We start from the raw sequence: 22,192 nt of genomic DNA on the forward strand, positions 1-22,192 counted from the left end.
CCCCCGGGTTTCAGGCGTGGGCTCGCGCGGGCCCGTGCTCGTCGCCGTCGCTGGTCTCGCGGCGGCTCGTCGCGTGCTCGTCGTCGTCGGGCGGTGCCGACGGCTCGTCGCTGGCTGTGGGAGGCAGCCCTACGCGGACAGCGGTGCCGTGACGGCGGGCGCACCCCGGTAGGGGTACGGCGCGACGGCCGCGTGGGCGGGACGCGGGCGTACGCCGCGTGCTCCGCCGAACGGTCGTGCGTCGGGAGCGGTCCCCACGAAGAGCACGAGACCCGCACGGGCAGCCGTCGCCACGGTTCCGGTCGTCGTGTTCATCGTCACTCCAGTCGTCGTCTTCGTCACCGTTGTGTCCGCGGTGCCGCCGACCCGGTTGGAGGTCGTCGGCGTGCCTGTCGCGGAGCCTTACAGACTATTCAGAGGAACTCACAGCGCGCAACCACTTTCCTCGAATCAGTGGAAGAAGTGCCGCTCGCCGGTGAAGTACATCGTCACGCCGACGGCCGTCGCGGCGGCGATGACCTCGTCGTCGCGAACGCTCCCGCCGGGCTGGGCAACTGCGCGGACACCCGCGTCGAGGAGCACCTGCAGGCCGTCCGCGAAGGGGAAGAAGGCATCAGAGGCCGCGACGCTCCCCGCGGCCCGCTCACCGGCGCGGTTCACCGCGAGGTGGCACGAGTCGACGCGGTTGACCTGGCCCATGCCGACGCCCACGCTCGCACCCCGGTTCGCCAGGAGGATCGCGTTCGACTTGACGGCACGGCTGGCCTTCCACGCGAACGCGAGGTCGGTGAGCGTCTGCTCGTCCGCCGGCTCGCCCGCCACGAGGGTCCAGGTGGACTGGTCGAAGGACGTGAACCGGTCGGCGTCCTGCACGAGGAACCCGCCGGAGATCTGCTTCACCTCGCGCTCGGCCAGCGCGAAGTCGGTCGGCAGCGTGAGCAGACGGATGTTCTTCTTGCGCGACAGGATCTCGATCGCCTCGGGGTCGAACGCCGGCGCGACGACCACCTCGGTGAAGATGTCCTTCACCGTCTCGGCCATGGCGACCGTGACCGGGCGGTTCGCTGCGATGACCCCGCCGAACGCGGACAGGGGGTCGCAGGCGTGCGCGGCGGCGTGGGCGGCAGCAATCGGGTCGGCGGCGTCGGCCGGGGCGATCGCGATGCCGCACGGGTTGGCGTGCTTGATGATCGCGACCGCGGGCTCGGCGAAGTCGTAGGCCGCACGCACGGCCGCGTCGGCGTCGACGTAGTTGTTGTACGACATCTCCTTGCCGTGCAGCTGCGTCGCCTGGGCGATGCCGGTGCCCGCTGCGCTCGTGTACAGCGCGGCGGCCTGGTGGGCGTTCTCGCCGTACCGGAGCGTGGCTGCGAGGTCGGCGCCGAACGACAGGTGTTCGTCGAAGGTGCCGGGCGTCTCGATCTCGCCGGCCGTGGTCGGTGCCGCTGCTTCGGCCGCGACCACGTCGCTCGCGAAGTAGCCCGCCACCGCGGTGTCGTACGCGGCGGTGTGGGCGAAGGCCTGGGCGGCGAGACGCTTCCGCAGCTCGAGCGTCGTCCCGCCCGCACGGACGGCCTCGACGACCTCGGCGTAGGACGACGGGGACACGACGATCGCGACGTTCGGGTGGTTCTTCGCCGACGCACGGACCATCGCCGGGCCGCCGATGTCGACGTTCTCGACCACGGTCGCGGTGTCGGCACCAGAGGCCACCGTCTCGACGAACGGGTACAGGTTCACGACGACGAGCTGGAACGGCTCGATGCCGAGCTCGGCGAGCTGCTGCTCGTGCGACTCGAGGCGGAGGTCGGCGAGGAGACCCGCGTGCACCGACGGGTGCAGGGTCTTCACGCGGCCGTCGAGCGACTCCGGGAAGCCCGTGACGCTCGACACGTCGGTGACGGCGTACCCGGCCTCGCGGATGGTCTGCGCCGTGGACCCGGTCGACACGATCTCGACACCGGAGTCGGCGAGTGCCCCGGCGAGCTCGAGCAGGCCGGACTTGTCGCTCACCGAGATGAGCGCCCGCCGCACGGGGACGAGGTCCCGGTCGCGGTACAGGCTGGGGTCGGCTGCGTGCACGCTCATGCGCTCGGGGTGCCCTTCAGGTCGGTGGTGCCGTTGGCGATGTCGAGGATGGTCTGGATGAGCAGGCGTCGCTCGACCGGCTTGATGCGGTCGTGCAGCGTCGACTCGGAGTCGCCCGGCAGGACGGGGATGCGTTCCTGCGCCAGGATCGGGCCGCTGTCGACGCCGTCGTCGACCTTGATGACGCTCGCACCGGTCTGCTCGACGCCGGCGGCGAGGGCGTCCCGCACACCGTGGGCGCCGGGGAACTCTGGCAGGTACGCGGGGTGCGTGTTGATGATCGCCGGGCCGAACTCGGACACGACCGAGGGCGGCAGCAGGCGCATGAGGCCGGACAGCACGAGGAGGTCGGGCGACCACGGCCGGATCTGGGCGGCGAGCTCGTCGCCCCAGGCCTCACGAGAGTCGAAGCGGGAGAACGGCACCGTGAACGTCGGGATCGAGAACTCCTCGCCGAGTGCGAGTCCCTCGGCATCACGGTCGGCACCGATGGCGACGACGCGTGCGGGGTACTCGGCGTCGAGGGTCGCTTCGAGCAGGGCTCGGAGGTTCGAGCCGGTACCGGAGATCAGGACGACCAGTTCGAGCACGCTGACAACCCTACCGGGCCCGGTGTCGTGCGACGGCGGTCGCTACCGGTCGTCCTTGGGCCGGCGCCACCAGGGCAGCTCGTCCTCGGGGATCTGGTCGGTGGCGTCCCACTTCGGCGCCGTCGTCGCCGGTGCGGGCGGCTCGGGCGCGTGGTCGTCGTCGTCGTCGCGACCGGCGACGAACTCCTCGGTGCTCCACGGGAACGCCGGCTGCGCCTCGGTCCCCGGTGCGGTCGGCACCGGGGCTGCGGGCCGCTCACGCTCGACGTCGGCGCCGGTGACGCGGTCGCGCAGTTCGACGGCACGACCCCGGACGCCGTCTGCCGCTCCTCGGAGGCGGTCCCGGATCGAGCCGATGCCCCCACGGGCGGTCGGCTCCGGCTGGTCGGGGACGCGGGCTGCCGCGACGGCGTCGGTACGTGCCCACTCCGGCAGTTCGACGTCCGCATCGGGGTCGCGCTCGGGCCTGGAGGCACGGGCCGGCTCCTCCGGCGCGCTCGGCTCCGGCACGTGGTCGGCCCCGCGCCCGTCCGGTGCGTGGCCGTCGGGTGCGTGGTCGTCGGGTGCGTGGTCGTGGATCGGTTCGGTCGGCTGGTCCGCGTGGGCCCCGGCGGTGGTCGCTGCCCCACCGTGGGCCTCCTCGACGACGAACCGGTGCACGTCGGTCGTGCGCCCGGCTCCGGCCTGGTCGAGCGCTGCGAGCAGGGATCCGTCGCGGTCCGTGGTCTCGGTGGCGTCCGGCTCGTCGTCGGCCTCGTGCCAGCGCTCCCGGGACCACCCGCGGTCGGGCATCCGGACGAGGTCGCTCCCGGCGGCGAGTGCCACGACGGCCGGTACGCCGACCTCGAGCGCCGCGACGGCCCCGACGACGAGGGCGTGCGGTCCGACGTCGGCCAGGCGACCGGGACCGAACGAGCCCGACGTGACCCAGGCGATGATCCCGGTGAGCACGCCGGCGACCAGACCCGCGGCGACCCCGCCGAGGGCCCGGTGCAGGGCGGAGTTCGCGCTGCCGAGCGCCTGCACGAGCCGCGGTCGGAGCAGCCCGCCGACGGCGAACCCGGCGATCACGGGGACGAGCACCCAGACCAGCCCGAAGGTGTGTCCGGCGGCCGGCAGCGCACCGAAGACCGGGATGCCGGGGATCGGCCCGAGCGTGGTGCCGATCGGTGAGACGCTCGACCCCGTCCCGATCGCGAACCCGGGTCCGACGAGCCAGGAGGTCGCCCAGCCGACGAAGTCCGGCAGGAACGCGAGCTGGCCGACCGTCAGGGCGATGCCGCCGACGACCCCGGCGTGCGACCGCTCGTAGAGGGAGATGACCTCGGCGAACGAGCCGAAGAGCAGGAAGGCGACCACGACGCCCGCCACGGCGACCACCACGGCGGTGGCTGCGGTGCCGGCACGGAGGCCGAAGGCCACCACGGCCCGCCAGGCCTCCGGGATCCGGTCGATCAGGTCGAGGGCGCGCTGCGTCACCGGGTCGGCAGGGAGTCCCCGGCGGCGTCGACAGACCTCGGAGGTGACGAGCGCGGGGATGCCGAACCAGAGCGCGGGCAGGACGATCGCCTGCCAGACGGAGGGGTCGGTCGCGGCGGACCGCGTCGAGAGTGCGACGGCCAGCCCGAGGACGGCGACCACGCCGGTGCCGACCAGGAGCCCCGTCGTCCGGTGCTCGGTCTCGGCGAAGCGTCGACCGGCGCGTCCGGCGAGCCAGGCGGTGACGATCGCGAACCCCAGCGCCGCCATCGTGACGTGGATCGGGTCCGTGGCGCCGCTCACGCCCGACGACTTCGCCAGCGCCGACCCCAGCAGGAACGACACGTCGACACCGTGCCCGACGAGCCAGACGCTCCCCGTGGCCTTCCAGAAGACGTCCCAGTCGACCTGCAGGCCGTACTCGAAGCCCCACAGCAGCGTCAGTGGCACGAGGGCGATCCCGAGGCCGACGCCGACCGTCACGACCGCCTCGATCGCGGCGAGCAGTGCGGTTCCCAGGCGGTTCATCGGAGCGAGGATACGTGCCGGAGCGTCGAGTCCGGCGTTGCCGCGCGGCTCGTCCAGGACCTGCTCGCCCCGACGACATCTGCACACGGGCCAACACGCGCAGATGTCGTCCGCACGAGCACCTCCGGCAGGAGCAGCGGGCCGGCACCGGGAACGACGGGAGGCACGGTGCCAGCTGGCACCGTGCCTCCAGTCCGCTCCGGGACGGACGCGAGCGCTACTTGCTCGCGACGACCTCGCGCAGCAGCGCGGCCGTCTCGGACGGCGTCTTGCCGACCTTGACGCCGGCCGCCTCGAGCGCCTGCTTCTTCGCCTCGGCCGTGCCGGCGGAACCGGACACGATCGCTCCGGCGTGGCCCATCGTCTTGCCCTCGGGAGCGGTGAAGCCCGCGACGTAGCCGACGACCGGCTTGGTGACGTGCGCCTTGATGTAGTCGGCCGCGCGCTCTTCGGCGTCGCCACCGATCTCACCGATCATGACGATGGCCTCGGTCTCGGGGTCGGCCTCGAACGCGGCGAGCGCGTCGATGTGCGTGGTGCCGATGACCGGGTCGCCGCCGATGCCGATCGCGGTCGAGAAGCCCAGGTCACGGAGTTCGTACATCATCTGGTAGGTCAGCGTGCCGGACTTCGAGACGAGACCGATCGGGCCCTTGCCGGTGATCGTCGCCGGGGTGATGCCGACGAGCGACTCCCCCGGGGTGATGATGCCGGGGCAGTTCGGACCGATGATGCGGGTCTTCCCGCCGAGGGCCTTCGCGTGCGCCCAGAACTCCGCGGAGTCCTGCACGGGGATGCCCTCGGTGATGACGACGACCAGCGGGATCGCGGCGTCGATGGCTTCGAGCACGGCGTCCTTCGCGAACGCCGGCGGAACGAAGACGATCGAGACGTCGGCACCGGTGGTGTCGATGGCCTCGCGCACCGAGCCGAACACGGGCAGGGTGACGTCACCGTGGGTGACGGTGGTGCCGGCCTTGCGGGCGTTGACGCCACCGACCACCTGGGTGCCGGCCTTGAGCATGAGCGCGGTGTGCTTCGTGCCCTCGCCGCCGGTGATGCCCTGGACGATGACCTTGGAGTCCTTGTTGAGGAAGATCGACATTGTTCTGAGCGCTCCTTACGCCGCGGCCGCGGCGAGCTCGGCGGCCTGCTCGGCCGCATCGTCCATGGTCGCGGCGACGGTGACGAGCGGGTGCGCCGCCTCCGCCAGGATCCGACGACCCTCTTCCACGTTGTTGCCGTCGAGGCGGACGACGAGCGGCTTGGTGGCCGCGTCGCCGAGGATGCCCAGCGCGGCGACGATGCCGTTCGCGACGGCGTCGCAGGCGGTGATGCCGCCGAAGACGTTCACGAAGACGCTCTTCACCTGCGGGTCACCCAGGATGACGTCGAGGCCGTTCGCCATGACCTCGGCCGACGCACCGCCGCCGATGTCGAGGAAGTTGGCGGGCTTCACGCCGCCGTGGCGCTCACCGGCGTAGGCGACGACGTCGAGCGTCGACATGACGAGTCCCGCGCCGTTGCCGATCACGCCGACCTGGCCGTCGAGCTTGACGTAGTTGAGCCCGTGGGCCTTCGCCTTCGCCTCGAGCGGGTCCTCGCTCGCGGTGTCCTCGAGCGCCTTGTGGTTCTCGTGCCGGAAGTCGGCGTTCTCGTCGAGCGAGACCTTGCCGTCGAGCGCGAGGATCTGGCCGTCGCCCGTGCGGACGAGGGGGTTGACCTCGACGAGGGTGGCGTCCTCGCCCTTGTAGACGTCGTAGAGCTTCACGAACACGTCGGCGACCTGGTCGCGGAGTGCCTCCGGGAAGTTCGCCTGCGAAGCGATCTCGAGCGCCGCCGCCTTGTCGATCCCGGTCAGCGGGTCGACCTCCACACGGGCGAGCGCCTCGGGCTTCTCGACCGCGAGCTGCTCGATCTCCATGCCGCCCTCGACGCTGGTCAGCGACAGGTACGAGCGGTTCGCGCGGTCGAGCAGCACCGAGAAGTAGAACTCCTCGGCGATGTCGGCGCCCTGGGCGACCATGACGCGCTTGACCGTGTGGCCCTTGATGTCGAGGCCGAGGATCGCCTGCGCGTGCTCGAACGCCTCGTCGGGGGTCTTGGCGACCTTGACGCCGCCGGCCTTCCCGCGACCGCCGACCTTCACCTGGGCCTTGACGACGACCACGCCGCCGATCTTCTCCGCGGCCGCCCTGGCCTCTTCCGGGGTGTCGGCGATGATCCCCTGGAGGACGGGGACGCCGTAGGACTCGAAGAGGTCCCTGGCCTGATACTCGAAAAGATCCACGCTGTTCTTCTTCCCGCACGGTTCGTGCGATCGGCATCGGTTTCCCGGTCGCGCACTCGACGTCGAGGGTCGCTCGATGTCGAGACAACGGCCGACGGCCAGCCTAGCGCCGCAGTGTGGACGTCCGGTGCGCGCATCGCTCGACAGCTCCCCAGGATCGGATCGCCACGGTGGTCTCGTGCACCAGGAACTCCGTGACCGCGCCACCGACGTCTTCGGTTGGACCCTCCGTCCCGAGCAGGAGACCGTCATCGACGCGGTCCTCTCCGGCCGGGACGCCCTCGCCGTGATGCCCACCGGATCGGGCAAGTCCGCGATCTACCAGGTCGCAGGACTCGCTCGCGACGGACTCGTCGTCGTGGTCTCGCCGCTCGTGGCCCTGCAGGAGGACCAGGTCGTCGGGCTCGAGGACCACCCGGACGCGCCCCGCGCCGTGACGGTCAACGCGACGAAGGGCCACCGCGACCTCACCGAGGCGTGGGACGCGGTCGACGCGGGCGAGGTCCGGTACGTGTTCCTCGCTCCGGAGCAGCTCGCGAAGGACGACGTCGTCGATCGACTGGCGGCGGCCGGGGTCGCCCTGGTGGCGATCGACGAGGCACACTGCGTGTCCTCGTGGGGCCACGACTTCCGGCCGGACTACCTCCTGCTCGGCGAGGTGGTCGAGCGGCTCGGACGTCCGCCGGTGCTGGCGATGACCGCGACCGGGTCCTCCCCCGTCCGGACCGAGATCCTCGAGCGGCTCGGGATGCGCGACCCACTCGTCCTCGTCACCGGGTTCGACCGCCCGGAGCTGCGGTTCGAGGTGGTCCGGCACGAGGACGACGAGGCCAAACGGGAGGCGCTCGTGCGGCAGGTCGTCGGGCTCGAGGGTGCCGGGGTCGTGTACGTGGCCACGCGGGCGGAGACCCTGGTGTACGCCGACGAACTCGTCGAGAGCGGCCGCCGCGCCGAGCCGTACCACGCGGGGCTCCGGGCACGCGACCGGGAGGCCGTGCACCACGCGTTCCTCGACGGCGAGATCGACGTCGTGGTCGCCACCAGCGCGTTCGGCATGGGCATCGACAAGCCCGACGTCCGGTTCGTCGTGCACGCCGACGTCCCCGAGTCCGTCGACGCCTACTACCAGGAGGTCGGGCGCGCGGGCCGCGACCGGGAGCCCGCACTCGCGACGCTGCACTACCGTGCGGAGGACCTGGGCCTCCGACGGTTCTTTGCGTCCGGACGCCCCCGACCCGCTTCCCTCCGTGCGGTGTTCGACGCGGTGCCGGCACGGGGCCTGCTCGCACGCTCGGAACTCGCGGACGCCAGTGGGCTCACGGCCCGCACGGCCGGTCGGGCCGCGAACGCGCTGGTCGACGCCGGTGTGCTCGCCGACGTCCGGGACGGACTGCGGCGCGTGCCGGGCGGCCCGCGGACGGGCGAGTCGGCAGCCCGTGCGGCAGCGGACCGGGCCGCGGCCCGCGAGCGCATCGAGGAGTCCCGCATCGCGATGGTGCGCGGGTACGCCGAGACGGAGGAGTGCCGTCGACAGTTCCTGCTCGGGTACTTCGGCGACTCCCTGCCGCATCCGTGCGGGAACTGCGACACCTGCTCGTCCGGGTCCGCTGCCGCCGTGCACGCCGACGGGTCCCGTGACGCCGAGTGGCCGCCGGACGCGGAGGTCGAGCACGCGGAGTGGGGACGCGGCACGGTGATGCGCACCGAGGACGACCGACTCACCGTCTTCTTCGAGTCGGCCGGGTACCGCACCCTCGCGCTCGCCGACGTGACGGAGCGGAAGCTGCTCGAGCGCGTCTGAGACCGGCCCCGGCGGGGAAGGCGCGGTCGCTCGACCACCCGTCGGCGACCGCGCTCCACTCCCCCGAGCACGGCGAGTGTGCCCCGTCCGCATGACCCACAGGTGACGCGCGGGTGAACGCGGAGCGAAACGCGCACCGGACACGGCAGCAGGTGCACGGCGTAGACAAGAGGTCCACCGACCTGAGGAGGAGCGCGCAGTGAGCGACCCCGGCATCACCCCTGACGACGGAACCGACGAGTTCCGCGACGACGACGTGGACACCGAGCACGTCGGACCCTACGAGTTCGACGACGCCGAGGAGTCCCTGGAGACCGTGACGAACGACGCGGTCGCCGGCGAGACGGTCGACCCGCAGCCCGGCGACGGCACGGACGACGGTCCGACCGGCGGCGCACCCGGCGAGGGTTCGCCGGACCTGTGGGAGCACGAGGACGAGGACCGCCCGGACCTCGGGAACGACCTCGGTACCAAGCCGCTCTGACCCGGGCTGCTCCGAGCCGACCCCCGTACGATCGGGCCGTGTTCCGTCGCGCCCGTGCCAGTGTCCGTCGCATGCCCGGCGCGGTGCGGCTCATCACGATCGCCGCGCTCCTGCTCGTGGCCGCCGCGGCGAACCTCGTGGTCCGCTCCGAGCCGACGGGCCGCTGGCTCCCGCTGCTGCTGGTCGGTGTGATCGGCGGCGTGGTCGCCGGCGCTCCGCGGCGACTCTGGCCGCTCCCGGCGATCTGGCTCGTGGCGACACTGCTCGTGACGACCACCGGTGCCACGGTCGACCGGACGGCTCTCGTGGTCGCCCTGGTCGCGGGGGCGGTCGCGTTGGCCGTGGCGATCGCGGTGGACGTCGTCCCGTTCCTGCGACGGCGACGCGGGGTCCGGACGTGACCACGCGACGACCTGGAGGCACGGTGCCGGACGCGCACCGTGCCTCCCGTCCGCCATCCGGTCGCGTCGCGGACCGCGACCTGCGGCGGTTCCTCGCCGACAGCACGCCGGTGGCGGCTGGCGGCCGCGCCATCCTGCTGCAGATCGCCGACCCCGTCGTCGCGGCGGGGGTCCGACGGCACTCCGACTTCGCACGCCGACCGCAGCAGCGGCTGGCCCACACCCTGATGTTCGTCTCCGCGGTCGTGATCGGCACCGACGACGACGCTGCCACCGCGGCGGCGTTCGTGAACCGCGCGCACCGACCGGTCGCCGGCGCCGACGAGGTCGACCGGCAGCGCTGGGTGGCGGCGACCCTGTACGACTCCGCGATGCGCGCGCACGAGCTGTTCGGCGACCCGGTGGACGGCCGACGCGCCCAGGCGGTCCTCGACGCGTACGCCCCGATCGGCACGGCGCTGCGGGTCCCGGCAGACCGGTGGCCGACCACGGTCGCCGCGTTCGAGCGCTACTGGGACGCCGAACTCGAGCGGCTCGAGGTGACCGACGACGCCCGCGGGGTCGTCCGCGACCTGCTGCACCCGCGCTTCGCCCCGCTGTGGGTCCGGGCCGCGATGCCGCTCGTGCGGATCGTCACGGTCGGCATGCTCCCCGACGCCGTCCGGTCGCAGTACGGGTTCGCCTGGGGTCCGCGCGAGCGTCGGCGGTTCCGGCGCACCGTGCGCCTGGTCCGGGTCGTGCGGGCGGTGCTCCCGGGATGGCTGCTGCGGCTGCCGGGACCGCTGCTGCTGCGGGCGATGCGATCTGCGTCGAACAAGTATTTGTCACGCTGACAAATACCGTGGTACGGTCGGGTCATGGCAGTCGAACTGAACACCCGGACCACCCGGGGAGACCTCGCGACACCGACGTTCTCCACCATGCGGTTCCCCGCCGGTGAAGCCCACGTCAAGGTCGCGCACGACGCCGACGCGGGGGACCTCATCGAGATCGCGACCCTGCGCGGCACGAGCGGCGACGACCTCCTCGTGCTCGGCATGTGGGCGGACGCCGTCCGGCAGCGCGGATCCCGGTCCGTCGCCCTGATCCCGTACCTGCCCGGTGCCCGGCAGGACCGCGGCCTCCCCTTCGGTGCGAAGGTCTACGCGGACGTCATCAACGGCTTCGGCATCGACCAGGTCATCGCGTTCGACCCGCACTCGCCCGTGATCGTCGACCTCGTCGAACGCCTGACCGTCGTCACCAGCGAAGCGGTCGTCCGTGACGCCGTGGTCGCCGGGTCCGACTACGTCGGGATCATCGCCCCCGACAGGGGCGCGGTCGCGCGGGCGTCCGCCGTCGCCGACGCCTGCGGGCTCCCGGTGTTCCGCGCCGAGAAGCACCGCAACCCGGACACCGGCAAGCTCGACGGTTTCACGTGCGAGCCCTTGCCGGACACCGGTCGCCTGCTCGTCGTCGACGACATCTGCGACGGCGGCGGGACGTTCACGGGCCTCGCCGCCGCGACGGGTCTGACGAAGGACCGCCTCGGCCTCTGGGTCTCGCACGGCGTCTTCTCCGGCCGGGCCCCGCAGCTCGCCGACCACTTCGGGGAGATCGTCACGACGGACTCCTACCCCGCGCAGAACGCCATCGAGGGCCTGCGCACGATCGAACTCACCCCCTACCTGACGGAGCAGATCCGATGACGCAGACCGAGACCACCACGACCGGCACCACCGGCATCGAGCCCCGCCTGACCGGCCCGAGCCCGATCGCACCGCTCCTCGCCGTCGACGGCTACAAGCACTCGCACCGGCAGGTCTACCCCGCCGGCACCACCCGGATCCTCATCAACTGGACGAACCGGTCGAACGCGCACATGCCCGAGTCGACGCACGCCGTGGTCTTCGGGCTGCAGGCGTTCATCCAGCGCCACCTCGTCGAGGCGTGGGCGCCGTTCTTCGCCGCCGACGAGGACCTGGTCGCCGACCTGTTCGAGCAGGCGCTGCAGGGCTACTTCGGGCCGAACCACATCGGCACCGAGCACGTCCGGGCCCTGCACCGCCTCGGCTACCTGCCGCTCGAGATCAAGGCGCTCCCCGAGGGCACGCTCGCCCCGATCGGCGTCGCGACCCTGACCGTCGAGAACACCGTCGACGAGTTCTTCTGGCTGCCGAACTACATCGAGACCGCCCTGTCGGCGTCGATCTGGCACCCGTCGACCGTCGCGACGAAGGCCCTGGAGTACCGCGACCTCATGGAGGACTGGGCCGCTCGCACCGGCGCCGACCCGGCGAGCATCGACTTCGCCGCGCACGACTTCTCGTTCCGCGGGCAGTCGAGCATCGAGTCGGCCGCGGCCGGCGGTGCCGGCCACCTGCTCTCGTTCCTCGGCACGGACTCGATGCCGTCGCTCGACTTCATCGACCGCTACTACCCCGGCGACAACGGCTGGGTCGGCGCGAGCGTCCCCGCGACCGAGCACAGCGTCATGTGCGTCCGTGGTGCCGACGGCGAGCTCGCCACGTTCGAGCAGATCCTCGACGTCTACCCGACCGGCATCGTCTCGGCGGTCAGCGACGGCTTCGACCTGTTCAAGGTCGTCACGGAGACGCTCCCCGCCCTGCAGGACCGGATCACGGCCCGCGACGGCAAGCTCGTGATCCGCCCGGACTCGGGCGACCCGGTCGACATCGTCACCGGCACGGTGCACGGTGTCGACACCGCCGCGCTGACCGACCCGGCGCGCAGCCACGAGGAGAAGGGCGTCGTCGAGCTCCTCGACGAGATCTTCGGCCACACCGTCAACGAGCAGGGCTTCAAGGTCCTCGACCAGCACATCGGCGTGATCTACGGCGACAGCATCACCCTCGACCGTGCCCGCCGAATCTACGAGCGCCTCGCCGCGAAGGGCTACGCGAGCGACAACATCGTGCTCGGCATCGGCTCGTACACGTACCAGTACATGACCCGCGACAACCTCGGCAGCGCCGTGAAGGCGACGTGGGCCCTGGTGGACGGCGAGCCCGTCGACATCCAGAAGGACCCGAAGACCGGCAGCGGCAAGAAGAGCGCGAAGGGCCGCATCGCCCTGCACCGCGACGCGACCGGCGAGATCCGCCAGACCGACCAGGCCACGGCGGAGGACGAGGCGACCAGCCTCCTCCAGCCGGTGTGGGTGGACGGTCGCTTCACGGTCCTGCAGTCGTTCGCGGACGTCCGGGCGACGCTCCGCCGCGAGCGCACCGACCGTGCGGCCCGCCGGGCGTCGGCGTGACCGACGCCCCCTCGGCGGCCCGCGACCAGCCGCTCATCGCGATCGACGTCGTCCCGATGTCGTTCACGGCGAGCGACGGGCTGCGGGTCGCCACCGCGCGTCGGCCGTACGACCCGTACGCCGGCCTGGAGGCACTGCCCGGTGTGCTCCTGGACGGTGCGGAACTCCTCGCCGACGGTGCTCGACGCGCGCTGCGGACCAAGACCGGGATCGACGCGGCGGCGGTCCGGCACCTCGCGCAGATCGGCGCGTTCGACGGACCCGACCGCGACCCGCGCAGCGCGGCGATCAGCGTCGCCTTCGTGGCGGTGGCCACCGCGCCGACGGGTGGGGGGCCCGCGATCTGGCGGCGCACCGCGGTCCGGGGGCGACCCGACCAGGACGACCCGTCCCTCCCGTTCGACCACGACGCGATCATCGCGGCCGCCCTCGACCACGTCCGCACCCGGGTCTGGCGCGACCTGCCGCTGACGCGTGCGCTCCTCGGTGCGACGTTCACGACCTCGGACGCGGCACTGCTGCAGGCCGAGCTGACGGGCGTGACCCCGGATCCCGGCAACACCAACCGGGCACTCCGGACGAACCCGGCGCTCGTCCGTTCCGACGCCGCCGCGGCCACGGCCCCGCGCGGCGGGCGTCCCCCGGCGACCTGGACGTGGACGGACTGAGCGCGGTTGGCTGGGCGCATGCCCTCCGCCCCGCTGTCCGGTGACTCGTCCTTCGCGTTCCCGGAGTTCACCGACCCGCCCGCGTCACCGCTCACCGTCGCCCGAGCGTGGATCGACGCCGCACAGGACGGCGACGTGTCCGAGCCGCTGTCGATGACGCTCGCCACGGCGGGCGCCGACGGACGGGTCTCGGCACGGACCGTCGACGTCAAGCGCCTCGACGACGTCGGGCTCGTGTTCGGGTCCTCGTCGGCGAGCCCGAAGGGGCGGCAGCTCGGCGAGAACCCGTTCGCCGCACTGCAGGCGTACTGGCGCGAGACCATGCAGCAGCTCCGGTTCGAGGGCACCGTCGTGCCGCTCTCCGACGCCGAGTCCGACGCGCTGTTCGCCGACCGGTCGCCGAAGTCACGCGCCGCCACGGCCGTCGCCGACCAGTCCGCTCCGTACGCGGGGCGATCACTGCAGGACCTCATCGACGACGCGAACACGCTGCTGGACGAGCACGGCGACGACGTGCCGCGACCGTCGTCGTGGCGGGCCTGGCGACTCGAACCCGACGTGGTGGAGTTCTGGCACGGCAGCCGCGACCGGATGCACCGGCGCCTGCGCTACCGCCTCGGCCCGGACGGCTGGTCGGCGGCTCGGCTGCAGCCGTAGCGCGCCGCGCCCGCCCGCGCCCGCCGGCCCGCGCGCCCGCCCGCCCGCCCGCACTGCCGCACAACCACAGTGCGCCCGAACCGCGGGAATCCACGTCGCGAGCGCACGTTGGTCGTGCGATGCCGAACCGACCCAGCCAGGCACGACGGGCCCGCCGCCGCGCTACCGGGCGATCGGGTTCGGCATCGCCCCCGCGCGGATGAGCGACGACGACTGGTCCGCCAGGTCCACCATCGACAGGGTGTTGCGCAGCTGCAGCCGGTTCAGGCACGAGTGCTCGAACGTCGGCACCCGCAGGTCCAGGGGCCGCCGCCGGTCCGGGTGCGCGGCGGCGTGCGCGTCGACGCACTCCCCCACGACCGCCCAGAACCGCGGCTCCGGCAGGACCCCGTCTTCGTCGAGGATCGCCGCGACGAACCGCAGCACCCCGTCGAAGACGTCGGTGAACACGGCGAGCGCCGCCTCGTCGTCGGACACCGGGTGCACGATCCGTGCGATCTCCTCGGGCACCGGGCGATCGTCGTGCATCCCGAGCACCGCCGTCTCCTCGCCGATGTCCTTCATCACGGCACGCAGCACGACGCCGTCCCGCACGACGAGCACGAGGTTCTCGCCGTGCGGCATGAACACCAGGTCGTGCACGGTCAGGCAGTGCACGACGGGCAGCAGGTAGGCGTCGAGCCACCGCCGCACCCAGGCGTCGGCGGGCAGCCCCGACGCGGCGATCAACGCGGAGACGACGGCGTTCCCGGCAGCGTCGCGGTGCAGCAGCGACGCCATGGTCATCAGCCGTTCGTCGTCCGTCACCCGGGGCAGCGGGCTCTCCCGCCAGAGCGCGGCGAGCATCTTCCGCTGGGGCGAGGACACGTCCACCCGGTGGTAGGCGTCGCCGGTGTACCCGATCGCGGCGTGCTCCCGCAGCACCTGGAACCCGGCGGCAGCGAGCGTCGGATCCCCGGCGACGAGCGCCGCCACCCAGTCGTTCACGGCCGGGGTGTTCCGCATGTACGCCGGGGACATCCCGCGCAGGAACCCCATGTTCTGCACGGCGAGCGCCGTCTTGACGTACGAGCGGTCCGGACGTGAGCGGTCGAACGCGGTCCGGACCGACTGCTGCGGCTGGTACTCGTCGGGCCCCTCACCGAGGTCGACGAGGTCCTGCCGCCCGAGGTCCGGCGCGAACGTCACGGCGATCCGGTGCTGCCACTGCCACGGGTGCACCGGGATCCACACGTAGTCGTCGGGATCCAGCCCCCGCCGGTGCAGCGTCGACCGGAACGCGGCGACCGTCGCCTCGTCGAGCTCCGCCGTCCAGTGGTCGGACTCGGTGCGGTCCGCGGCGAGCGACAGGTGCGTGCAGCTGCGCCGTGCGGCGAGCCATCGGTAGCGGAACCGGCCGCCCGTCTCGGGCGCGTAGGCGCGGAACTCGTCGAGCCCGAACCCGATCCGGCCGTTCGCGGCGACGAACGCGGGGTGTCCCTCGGTCATCGCCGACTCGACGTCCTGGAACGAGGCGACGACGCGGTCGGGCCCCTCGGTCCGGCCGCGGGCGAGCTGCGCGGCGGACGGACCGCCCCGACGGTGCTTCGCGGCGGCGCTCGCCAGGGTCGAGGCGATCTCCTCCAGGTAGGTCCCGAGCAGCTCGTCGGGGATCCCGAGCACGTCCCGGAGCTCGAGCACGAGCTCCTGCGCGCTGAGGGGCACGGGCCGACCATCGATCGTCCGCACGACCGATGCTTCATCGACCGACCAGTGCTCGAGCGCGTGCCGCCGGGCACGGAACCGGTAGGTGGACTCCCCCGCGTCCAGTCGCCAGCCGTCCTCGTCCGGCACGGGCGCGATGAGCCGCTCGTGCGTGAACTCCGCGATGGACTTCGCCACGAGGTGCCGCTCGGCCGGCTCGAGGTGCTCGGGCCGCAGGTGCGCAGCGGGCCCGTCGTCGTCTGGCACACCGATCCGGTCGGTGCCGAGCACCGAGAGCAGGGCGCGCTTGCCGTCGACGTCGACCTCGCGGAGCACGCGGAACCCGACCTCGGCGTTCTTCGCGTGCACCGCGGTGTTCCGGACGTCCGGCTCGACGACGACCCGCCGCGCGCCGAGGGCGTCACGGCAGTGCTCCACCACCGCCCGCATGACCGCGCTGGTCAGTCCGGGCACGCGGGCATCGGCGGGCGGCGGGGCGACGAGCAGGTGCATGCCGACGTCGCCCGGCTCGGCGGCCCAGACGTCGGTGAGCAGGACGTGCGCCGGGTCGTAGGTCTCGGCGAGGAACACCGGGACGCCGTCGCGGCGGCCGAGCCACGCGGCCTGCGCCGGGTCCGCCTGCACGCCGGCGAGGTACGCGCGCACCGCCTCGACGTCGAGGTGCCCCATCCCCCACCACGACGACGCCGGGTGGGCGAGCCAGGACTGCACGACGGCGGCGTCGCGCTCCGGGTCCACGGGTTCGACGGACAGGAGGCCCGGTGCGGCCCCCACGGGTCGGCGCGCCGCCGGCGCGCTGGTCGCGTCCACGGTCATGCCGTCACCTCCGCGCGCTCGGTGACGGGACGCGGGGTGGACCGCCGGGTGGCGGGCAGGCCGAACTCCTGGAAGGCGATCCGTTCCTCCAGGCCGTAGACCGACCGACCCGTGACGGACCGGATGATCGACGCGTTCCGCCACGCGCCCATCCCGAGGTCCGGTGCGGTGAGCCCGTGCGTGTGCTCTTCGGCGTTCTGCACCCAGATGCGGCCGCCGAGGCGGTCGACGTGGTGGTCGCGGGCGACCGCGAACCGCCCCCGTGCGTCCCGCGCGACCAGGTGCTCGACCGGGTCGAGGAACGACGTCGGCCGCGGGGCGTACCCGGTGGCGAGGACGAGGCGCTCGACCTCGTGCTCGTACGTCTCGCCGAGTTGCTCGTGCCGGAGGGTCAGCCGGTACGTACCGCGGTCGGCGAGCCACGCGGCGTCGACGACGCTCGTCTCGGTGCGGAGGCTCGTCGGGACCGCACCGCGGGCGCTGATCCGGTAGAGCTGGTCGTACAGCTCGTCCACCAGGTCGGCGCTGATCCCCTTGTACAGGCCGCGCTGCTCGCGCCCCAGACGGTCACGGACGCCCTCCGGCAGCGCGTGGAAGTGGTCCGTGTACTCGGGACTCGTCATCTCCAGCGTGAGCTTCGTGTCCTCCATCGGGAAGAACCGCGGCGACCGGGTGATCCAGTCGAGGCGGTAGTCGTGCTGCCGGACGTCCTCGAGCAGGTCGCGGTAGACCTCGGCGGCGGACTGCCCGCTGCCGATCACCGCGATGCTCCCCGCCGTCCGCAGCCCCTCCCGGTTCGGCACGTACTGCGCGGAGTGGATCGCGGGGCCGCCGATGCCGCGGAGGGGCTCCGGCACGACCGGCTCGGTGCCGATGCCGACGACGACGTGACGAGCGCGGTACGTCTCGGGACCCTGATCGGTCTGGGCGTGCACCGTGAACAGGTCCGTCGTCACGTCGTGCTCGACGGCCGTGACCCAGCGGCCCCAGCGCAGCGTGTCCAGCCGGTCGGCGGCCCAGCGGCAGTAGGCGTCGTACTCGCTGCGCAGGGGGTGGAAGTCCTCGCGGATGTAGAACGGGTACAGGCGCCCCGTCTCCTTGAGCCACGCCAGGAACGAGAACGGCGACGTCGGGTCGGCCATCGTCACGAGGTCCGCCAGGAACGGCACCTGGATCGTGGCGTCGTCGAGCATCATGCCGTGGTGCCAGGCGAAGCCGTCGGCGGCGTCGAGGAACACCGCGTCGAGGTCGTCGACGGGGTCGGTCAGGCAGGCGAGCCCGAGGTTGAACGGGCCGATGCCGATGCCGACGAGGTCGTGGACGGTGTCGGAGGTGCGGTCGTCGTGGGTGCGCTGGTCGGTCGTGTGGTGCGTCATCGCGTTGCTCCTTCCGGGGCGGTGGTGGTGGCGCGGACCCGCGCCGCGGTCGCGACGACGTGGTCGAGGGACGCGCGCAGCTGGTCGATCGTCGTCTCGGGGTTGAGCAGCGTGAGCTTGTTGCACGGTCGGCCGTCGATCACGGTCTTCGCGATGAGGACCCGGCCCTCGGCGAGCAGGGCGGCACGGATCGGGGCGACCAGGGCGTCCGCCTCGTCGTCGGTCACACCGGCGGGCTGCCAGCGGAACAGCACCGTGCTCAGCTGGGTCGGCGCGACGAGCACGAGGTCGGGGTGCTCCTCGACGAGTGCGTGCGTCGCTGCGGCGAGGTCGATCACGGCGTCGAACGACCGGCCGATGGCGTCGGCACCGGATGCGCGGAGCGTCGCCCAGAGCTTGAGGGCGTCGAACCGCCGCGTGGTCTGCAGGGACTTGTCGACCTGGTTCGGCTCGGCGGCGTCCTCCGGGTTGAGGTAGTCCGCGTACCAGGCCGTGCGGCGGAGGTCAGCGGGGTCACCCACGAGCAGGGCACTGGACGACACCGGCTGGAAGAACGACTTGTGCAGGTCGGCGGTCACACTCCGTGCGCGTTCGATCCCGTCGAGCAGGTGCCGGCGGGTCGGGGACACGAGCAGGCCGCAGCCGTACGCGGCGTCGACGTGCAGCCAGACGCCCTCGAGGTCGCACACGTCGGCGATCGCCTCGAGCGGGTCGATCACGCCGCGGTCGGTGGTGCCGGCGGTCGCGACGACGGCCACCGGGGTGCGTCCGGCAGCGCGGGCGGCGACGACGGCCTCGGCGAGGGCGGCCGGGCGCATCCGGCCGGTGGCGTCGGTCGGGACGTCCACGACCGTGTCGAGGCCGAGCAGCCGGGCCGACTTGGCGATGCTGAAGTGGGTCTCCGCGGTCGCGAACACGGTGGGACGCGGGATCGCGCCCGCGGCGGCCGCGGCCTCCCGTGCCAGCAGGAGGGCCTGCAGGTTGGACTGCGATCCCCCGGAGGTGAAGATCCCGTCCCCGGCGGCGAACCCGACGCGGCGCGCGAGCCACTCGACCACGTGCCGCTCCATCTCGGTGCCGATCCGCGACTGGTCCCAGGTGTCGACCGAGGGGTTCACGGCGGCGAGCACGGCCTCGGCCGCGACGGCCGGCAGCGCCACCGGGCAGTTGAGGTGCGCGAGGTACCCGGGGTCGTGGAACCAGACGGCCTCCCGGACGAACAGGTCGTCGAGTTCCGCGAGCGCCCGGTCGGTCCCGATGGGTTCGGCGTCGAGGTCGATGCCGGTCACCCGGGCACGGAGCTCCTGGGCGATCGTGTCCGTCGTCGGGCGATCGACGGCCGCCAGACGGCGGGCGAGTCGGTCGACCGTGGCCGTGACGGTCGACCGGTAGCGGTCGGCGTTGGCGGTGGACAGGGTTTCGGTACGGGCTGTCACGATGAGGTCAGTCACGTTAGGTAAGGCTAACCTCACCTGCGTTTCGCTGTCACCCGAACGAGGGTGATCTCCCAGGTCCCGGGCGTGGCGCGAGGTTGCTCGGGGCACACCGAACGCACCCCGCCGGGGAACCCGCGGGATGAACGGACGCTCAGCCGACCGGCTAGAGCTTGTCGATCGGGGCGATCTTGATGAGGAGCTTCTTGCGGCCCGCGGTGTCGAACGCGATCTCCGCGATTCGCTTCGCGCCCTGTCCGGTCACCGCCGAGACCGTGCCCTCGCCGAAGTCGACGTGCGTGATGCGGTCGCCCGCCACCAGCTCCATGTCGCCGTTGTCGCGGACCTGCCCGGACACCCGGTTCGCCCACTCGGTCTTCGGCCGGGTCTTCGCCGCAGCGGCCGCCCGGTCGTACGAGCCGCCACCCCAACCGCCACCACCGCGGTAGCCGCCTCCGCCGCCACCACCGAAGCCGCCCTCGCGCTTGGCGTTGAGCGCTCGCGGCTGCGTGCCGCCCCGGCTGTTCGCCATGCCCGGCGACTGCTTCCACTCGATGAGCCCCTCGGGGATCTCCTGCAGGAAGCGGGACGGCATCGCCACGTTGACGTCGCCGAACTGCGCGCGGGTCATTGCCAGCGACAGGAACAGCGACTTCTTGGCGCGGGTGATGCCAACGTAGAAGAGCCGGCGTTCCTCGGACGGACCACCGGGCTCGTTCGCCGACATCCGGTGCGGCAGCAGGTCTTCCTCGACGCCGGTGAGGAACACCGCGTCGTACTCGAGTCCCTTCGCCGTGTGCAGCGTCATGAGGGACACCGTGCCCGAGGAGTCGTCGAGCTCGTCCGCCGCGGCGACGAGCGAGACCTCGGTCAGGAAGTCGGACAGCGTGCCCTCGGGGTTGTTCTTCTGGAACTCCCGCGTCACGGCGACGAGCTCGTCGATGTTGTCGGCGCGAGCGGCGTCCTGCGCGTCCGGCGACTTCCGGAGGTTCTCGAGCAGGCCGGACCCGTCGAGCAGCTGCGTGAGGGTGTCGACGACCGGCTGGGTCTGCGCACGCGACGAGACGTCGTCGAGCAGCGCGGCGAACGCGGTGATGGCGCTCCGCACCTTCGGCCCGAACCCGAGCTCGTCGGCGTGGCGCAGGGCGTCCCGCATCGTGGTCTCGTGCTCGTCCGCGTAGCGCTGCAGGGTCGTCTCGGTGACGGCGCCGATGCCGCGCTTCGGCACGTTGAGGATCCGGCGGAGCGCCATCGGGTCGGCCGGGTTGGCGACGGTGATCAGGTACGCCATGGCGTCCTTGATCTCGGCACGCTCGTAGAACTTCGTGCCGCCGAGGACCCGGTACGGGATCGCCGAGCGGATGAAGATCTCCTCGAGCGCACGGGTCTGCGAGTTCGTCCGGTAGAAGACCGCCATGTCGCGGTAGTCCGTGCCGTCCTCGTGCAGGCGCTGGATCTCGTCGGCGACGAACTGCGCTTCGTCGTGGCCGGTGTACCCGGTGAACCCGACGATCTTGTCGCCGGCACCGACGTCGGTGAACAGGTTCTTCGCCTGACGGTCGAAGTTGTTCGCGATCACGGCGTTCGCGGCGTCGAGGATGTTCTGCGTCGACCGGTAGTTCTGCTCGAGCAGGATCACCTTCGAGTTCGGGAAGTCCCGCTCGAACTCGACGATGTTGCGGATGTCGGCCCCGCGGAACGCGTAGATCGACTGGTCGGAGTCGCCGACCACCGTCAGGGACGCCGGAGCGATCGACCCGTCGGCCTCACGCATGCGGGCGACGTGCTGACCGGAGTCCTCGAGCTTGTCCACCTGCTCGACCGGGACCGGTCGGGTGAGCTCGCGGATCAGGGAGTACTGCGCGTGGTTGGTGTCCTGGTACTCGTCGACCAGGATGAACCGGAACCGGCGCTGGTAGAGCGCGGCGACGTCCGGGAACGCCCGGAACAGGAACACCGTCTGCCCGATGAGGTCGTCGAAGTCGAAGGCGTTCGCACGGCGCAGCTCGTTCGTGTACCGGCGGAACACCTCGGTGAACATGACCTCCTGCGGGTCGTTCGCGTTGATGTTCCTGGCGTACGAGTCGATGTCCTGCAGCTCGTTCTTGAGCTTCGAGATCTTCGACGCCGCGGCCCCGACGGTCAGCCCGAGCGAGTCCGCCTCGAGCTCCTTGATGATCCGCTTGAGCAGGGCCTTCGAGTCGGCGGAGTCGTAGATCGTGAACGACTGCGGGAACCCGAACCGCTCGGCTTCCCGCCGCAGGATCCGCACGCACGCCGAGTGGAACGTGGAGATCCACATGCCGTCGGACTCCTGCCCGACCAGCGCCCGCACGCGCTCGCGCATCTCGGCTGCCGCCTTGTTCGTGAAGGTGATCGCCAGGATCTGCGACGGCCAGGCTTCACGGTTGGCGAGCAGCAGCGCGATGCGCCGGGTGAGCACGCTCGTCTTGCCGGAGCCGGCGCCGGCCACGATCAGCAGGGACTCGCCGCGGTACTCGACGGCTTCCTTCTGCTGGGGGTTCAGACCCGCGGTGAACGGGTCGTCGTACGCGCGGGCACCGGCGCCCGGCTCGGGCGTCGAATCGAAGGGGTCGAGCACGATCGTCATGTCCGGG

General features: G+C 72.1%; 18 protein-coding genes. 8 read left to right on the plus strand and 10 right to left on the minus strand.

Annotated features, from left to right (window positions below):
* Positions 1–129: 129 nt before the first annotated feature.
* The 6 genes from CRP27_RS13600 to sucC form a co-directional block, all read right to left on the minus strand.
* Positions 130–315, minus strand: coding sequence for a hypothetical protein (locus CRP27_RS13600; RefSeq protein WP_141399771.1), 186 nt, complete (start codon positions 313–315; stop codon positions 130–132).
* 135 nt (positions 316–450) lie between these two features.
* Positions 451–2,088, minus strand: coding sequence for a bifunctional phosphoribosylaminoimidazolecarboxamide formyltransferase/IMP cyclohydrolase (purH, locus tag CRP27_RS13605; RefSeq protein WP_097181199.1), 1,638 nt, complete (start codon positions 2,086–2,088; stop codon positions 451–453).
* Positions 2,085–2,678 carry a phosphoribosylglycinamide formyltransferase gene (gene purN, locus CRP27_RS13610; protein ID WP_097181200.1) on the minus strand — a complete coding sequence of 198 codons (594 nt, stop codon included), beginning with the start codon at positions 2,676–2,678 and terminating at the stop codon, positions 2,085–2,087. The genes purH and purN overlap by 4 nt, the downstream gene beginning before the upstream one ends.
* A gap of 42 nt (positions 2,679–2,720) precedes the next feature.
* Positions 2,721–4,685 (minus strand): DUF6350 family protein, encoded by a 1,965-nt coding sequence (locus tag CRP27_RS13615; protein ID WP_097181201.1) that lies wholly within the window; start codon positions 4,683–4,685, stop codon positions 2,721–2,723.
* A gap of 217 nt (positions 4,686–4,902) precedes the next feature.
* Complete coding sequence (sucD, locus tag CRP27_RS13620) at positions 4,903–5,790, minus strand: succinate--CoA ligase subunit alpha (RefSeq protein ID WP_097181202.1); 888 nt, start codon at positions 5,788–5,790, stop codon at positions 4,903–4,905.
* 15 nt (positions 5,791–5,805) lie between these two features.
* Positions 5,806–6,975, minus strand: coding sequence for an ADP-forming succinate--CoA ligase subunit beta (gene sucC / locus CRP27_RS13625; RefSeq protein WP_097181203.1), 1,170 nt, complete (start codon positions 6,973–6,975; stop codon positions 5,806–5,808).
* Between the two features lie 178 nt (positions 6,976–7,153).
* Here sucC and CRP27_RS13630 point away from each other — a divergent pair, with 178 nt between their 5' ends.
* From CRP27_RS13630 to CRP27_RS13660, 8 genes are all read left to right on the plus strand, one after another.
* The gene (locus CRP27_RS13630; RefSeq protein ID WP_097181204.1) at positions 7,154–8,776 is read left to right on the plus strand and encodes an ATP-dependent DNA helicase RecQ; all 1,623 of its coding nucleotides are present in this window, start codon (positions 7,154–7,156) and stop codon (positions 8,774–8,776) included.
* Positions 8,777–8,975: 199 nt separating this feature from the next.
* Positions 8,976–9,260, plus strand: coding sequence for a hypothetical protein (locus CRP27_RS13635; RefSeq protein ID WP_097181205.1), 285 nt, complete (start codon positions 8,976–8,978; stop codon positions 9,258–9,260).
* Positions 9,261–9,298: 38 nt separating this feature from the next.
* Positions 9,299–9,661: a hypothetical protein gene (locus tag CRP27_RS18275; protein ID WP_176505605.1), complete on the plus strand. Its 363-nt coding sequence runs from the start codon at positions 9,299–9,301 to the stop codon at positions 9,659–9,661.
* Positions 9,658–10,494 (plus strand): oxygenase MpaB family protein, encoded by an 837-nt coding sequence (locus CRP27_RS13640; protein WP_176505606.1) that lies wholly within the window; start codon positions 9,658–9,660, stop codon positions 10,492–10,494. Before CRP27_RS18275 ends, CRP27_RS13640 begins: the two co-directional genes overlap by 4 nt.
* 24 nt (positions 10,495–10,518) lie before the next feature.
* Positions 10,519–11,349 carry a phosphoribosyltransferase family protein gene (locus tag CRP27_RS13645; RefSeq protein ID WP_097181207.1) on the plus strand — a complete coding sequence of 277 codons (831 nt, stop codon included), beginning with the start codon at positions 10,519–10,521 and terminating at the stop codon, positions 11,347–11,349.
* Positions 11,346–12,920 carry a nicotinate phosphoribosyltransferase gene (locus CRP27_RS13650; protein WP_097181208.1) on the plus strand — a complete coding sequence of 525 codons (1,575 nt, stop codon included), beginning with the start codon at positions 11,346–11,348 and terminating at the stop codon, positions 12,918–12,920. The genes CRP27_RS13645 and CRP27_RS13650 overlap by 4 nt, the downstream gene beginning before the upstream one ends.
* Entirely contained in the window at positions 12,917–13,588 is a 672-nt protein-coding gene (locus CRP27_RS13655) for an NUDIX hydrolase (RefSeq protein WP_097181209.1), read from the plus strand. The genes CRP27_RS13650 and CRP27_RS13655 overlap by 4 nt, the downstream gene beginning before the upstream one ends.
* Before the next feature lie 18 nt (positions 13,589–13,606).
* Positions 13,607–14,245 (plus strand): pyridoxal 5'-phosphate synthase, encoded by a 639-nt coding sequence (locus CRP27_RS13660; protein WP_097181210.1) that lies wholly within the window; start codon positions 13,607–13,609, stop codon positions 14,243–14,245.
* 162 nt (positions 14,246–14,407) lie between these two features.
* Here the strand turns inward: CRP27_RS13660 and CRP27_RS13665 are convergent, their stop codons facing one another.
* The 4 genes from CRP27_RS13665 to CRP27_RS13680 form a co-directional block, all read right to left on the minus strand.
* Positions 14,408–16,765 (minus strand): GNAT family N-acetyltransferase, encoded by a 2,358-nt coding sequence (locus CRP27_RS13665; protein ID WP_097181211.1) that lies wholly within the window; start codon positions 16,763–16,765, stop codon positions 14,408–14,410.
* The gene (locus CRP27_RS13670) at positions 16,762–18,141 is read right to left on the minus strand and encodes a lysine N(6)-hydroxylase/L-ornithine N(5)-oxygenase family protein (protein ID WP_097181212.1); all 1,380 of its coding nucleotides are present in this window, start codon (positions 18,139–18,141) and stop codon (positions 16,762–16,764) included. The genes CRP27_RS13665 and CRP27_RS13670 overlap by 4 nt, the downstream gene beginning before the upstream one ends.
* Positions 18,138–19,592, minus strand: coding sequence for a pyridoxal-dependent decarboxylase (locus CRP27_RS13675; protein WP_255257591.1), 1,455 nt, complete (start codon positions 19,590–19,592; stop codon positions 18,138–18,140). Before CRP27_RS13675 ends, CRP27_RS13670 begins: the two co-directional genes overlap by 4 nt.
* 148 nt (positions 19,593–19,740) lie before the next feature.
* Positions 19,741–22,185, minus strand: a complete 2,445-nt coding sequence (locus CRP27_RS13680) for an ATP-dependent helicase (RefSeq protein WP_097181213.1) — start codon at positions 22,183–22,185, stop codon at positions 19,741–19,743.
* Between the last annotated feature and the right edge of the window lie 7 nt (positions 22,186–22,192).

It is taken from the genome of Curtobacterium sp. 314Chir4.1 (assembly GCF_900215175.1).
Classification (GTDB): Bacteria; Actinomycetota; Actinomycetes; order Actinomycetales; family Microbacteriaceae; genus Curtobacterium; species Curtobacterium pusillum_A.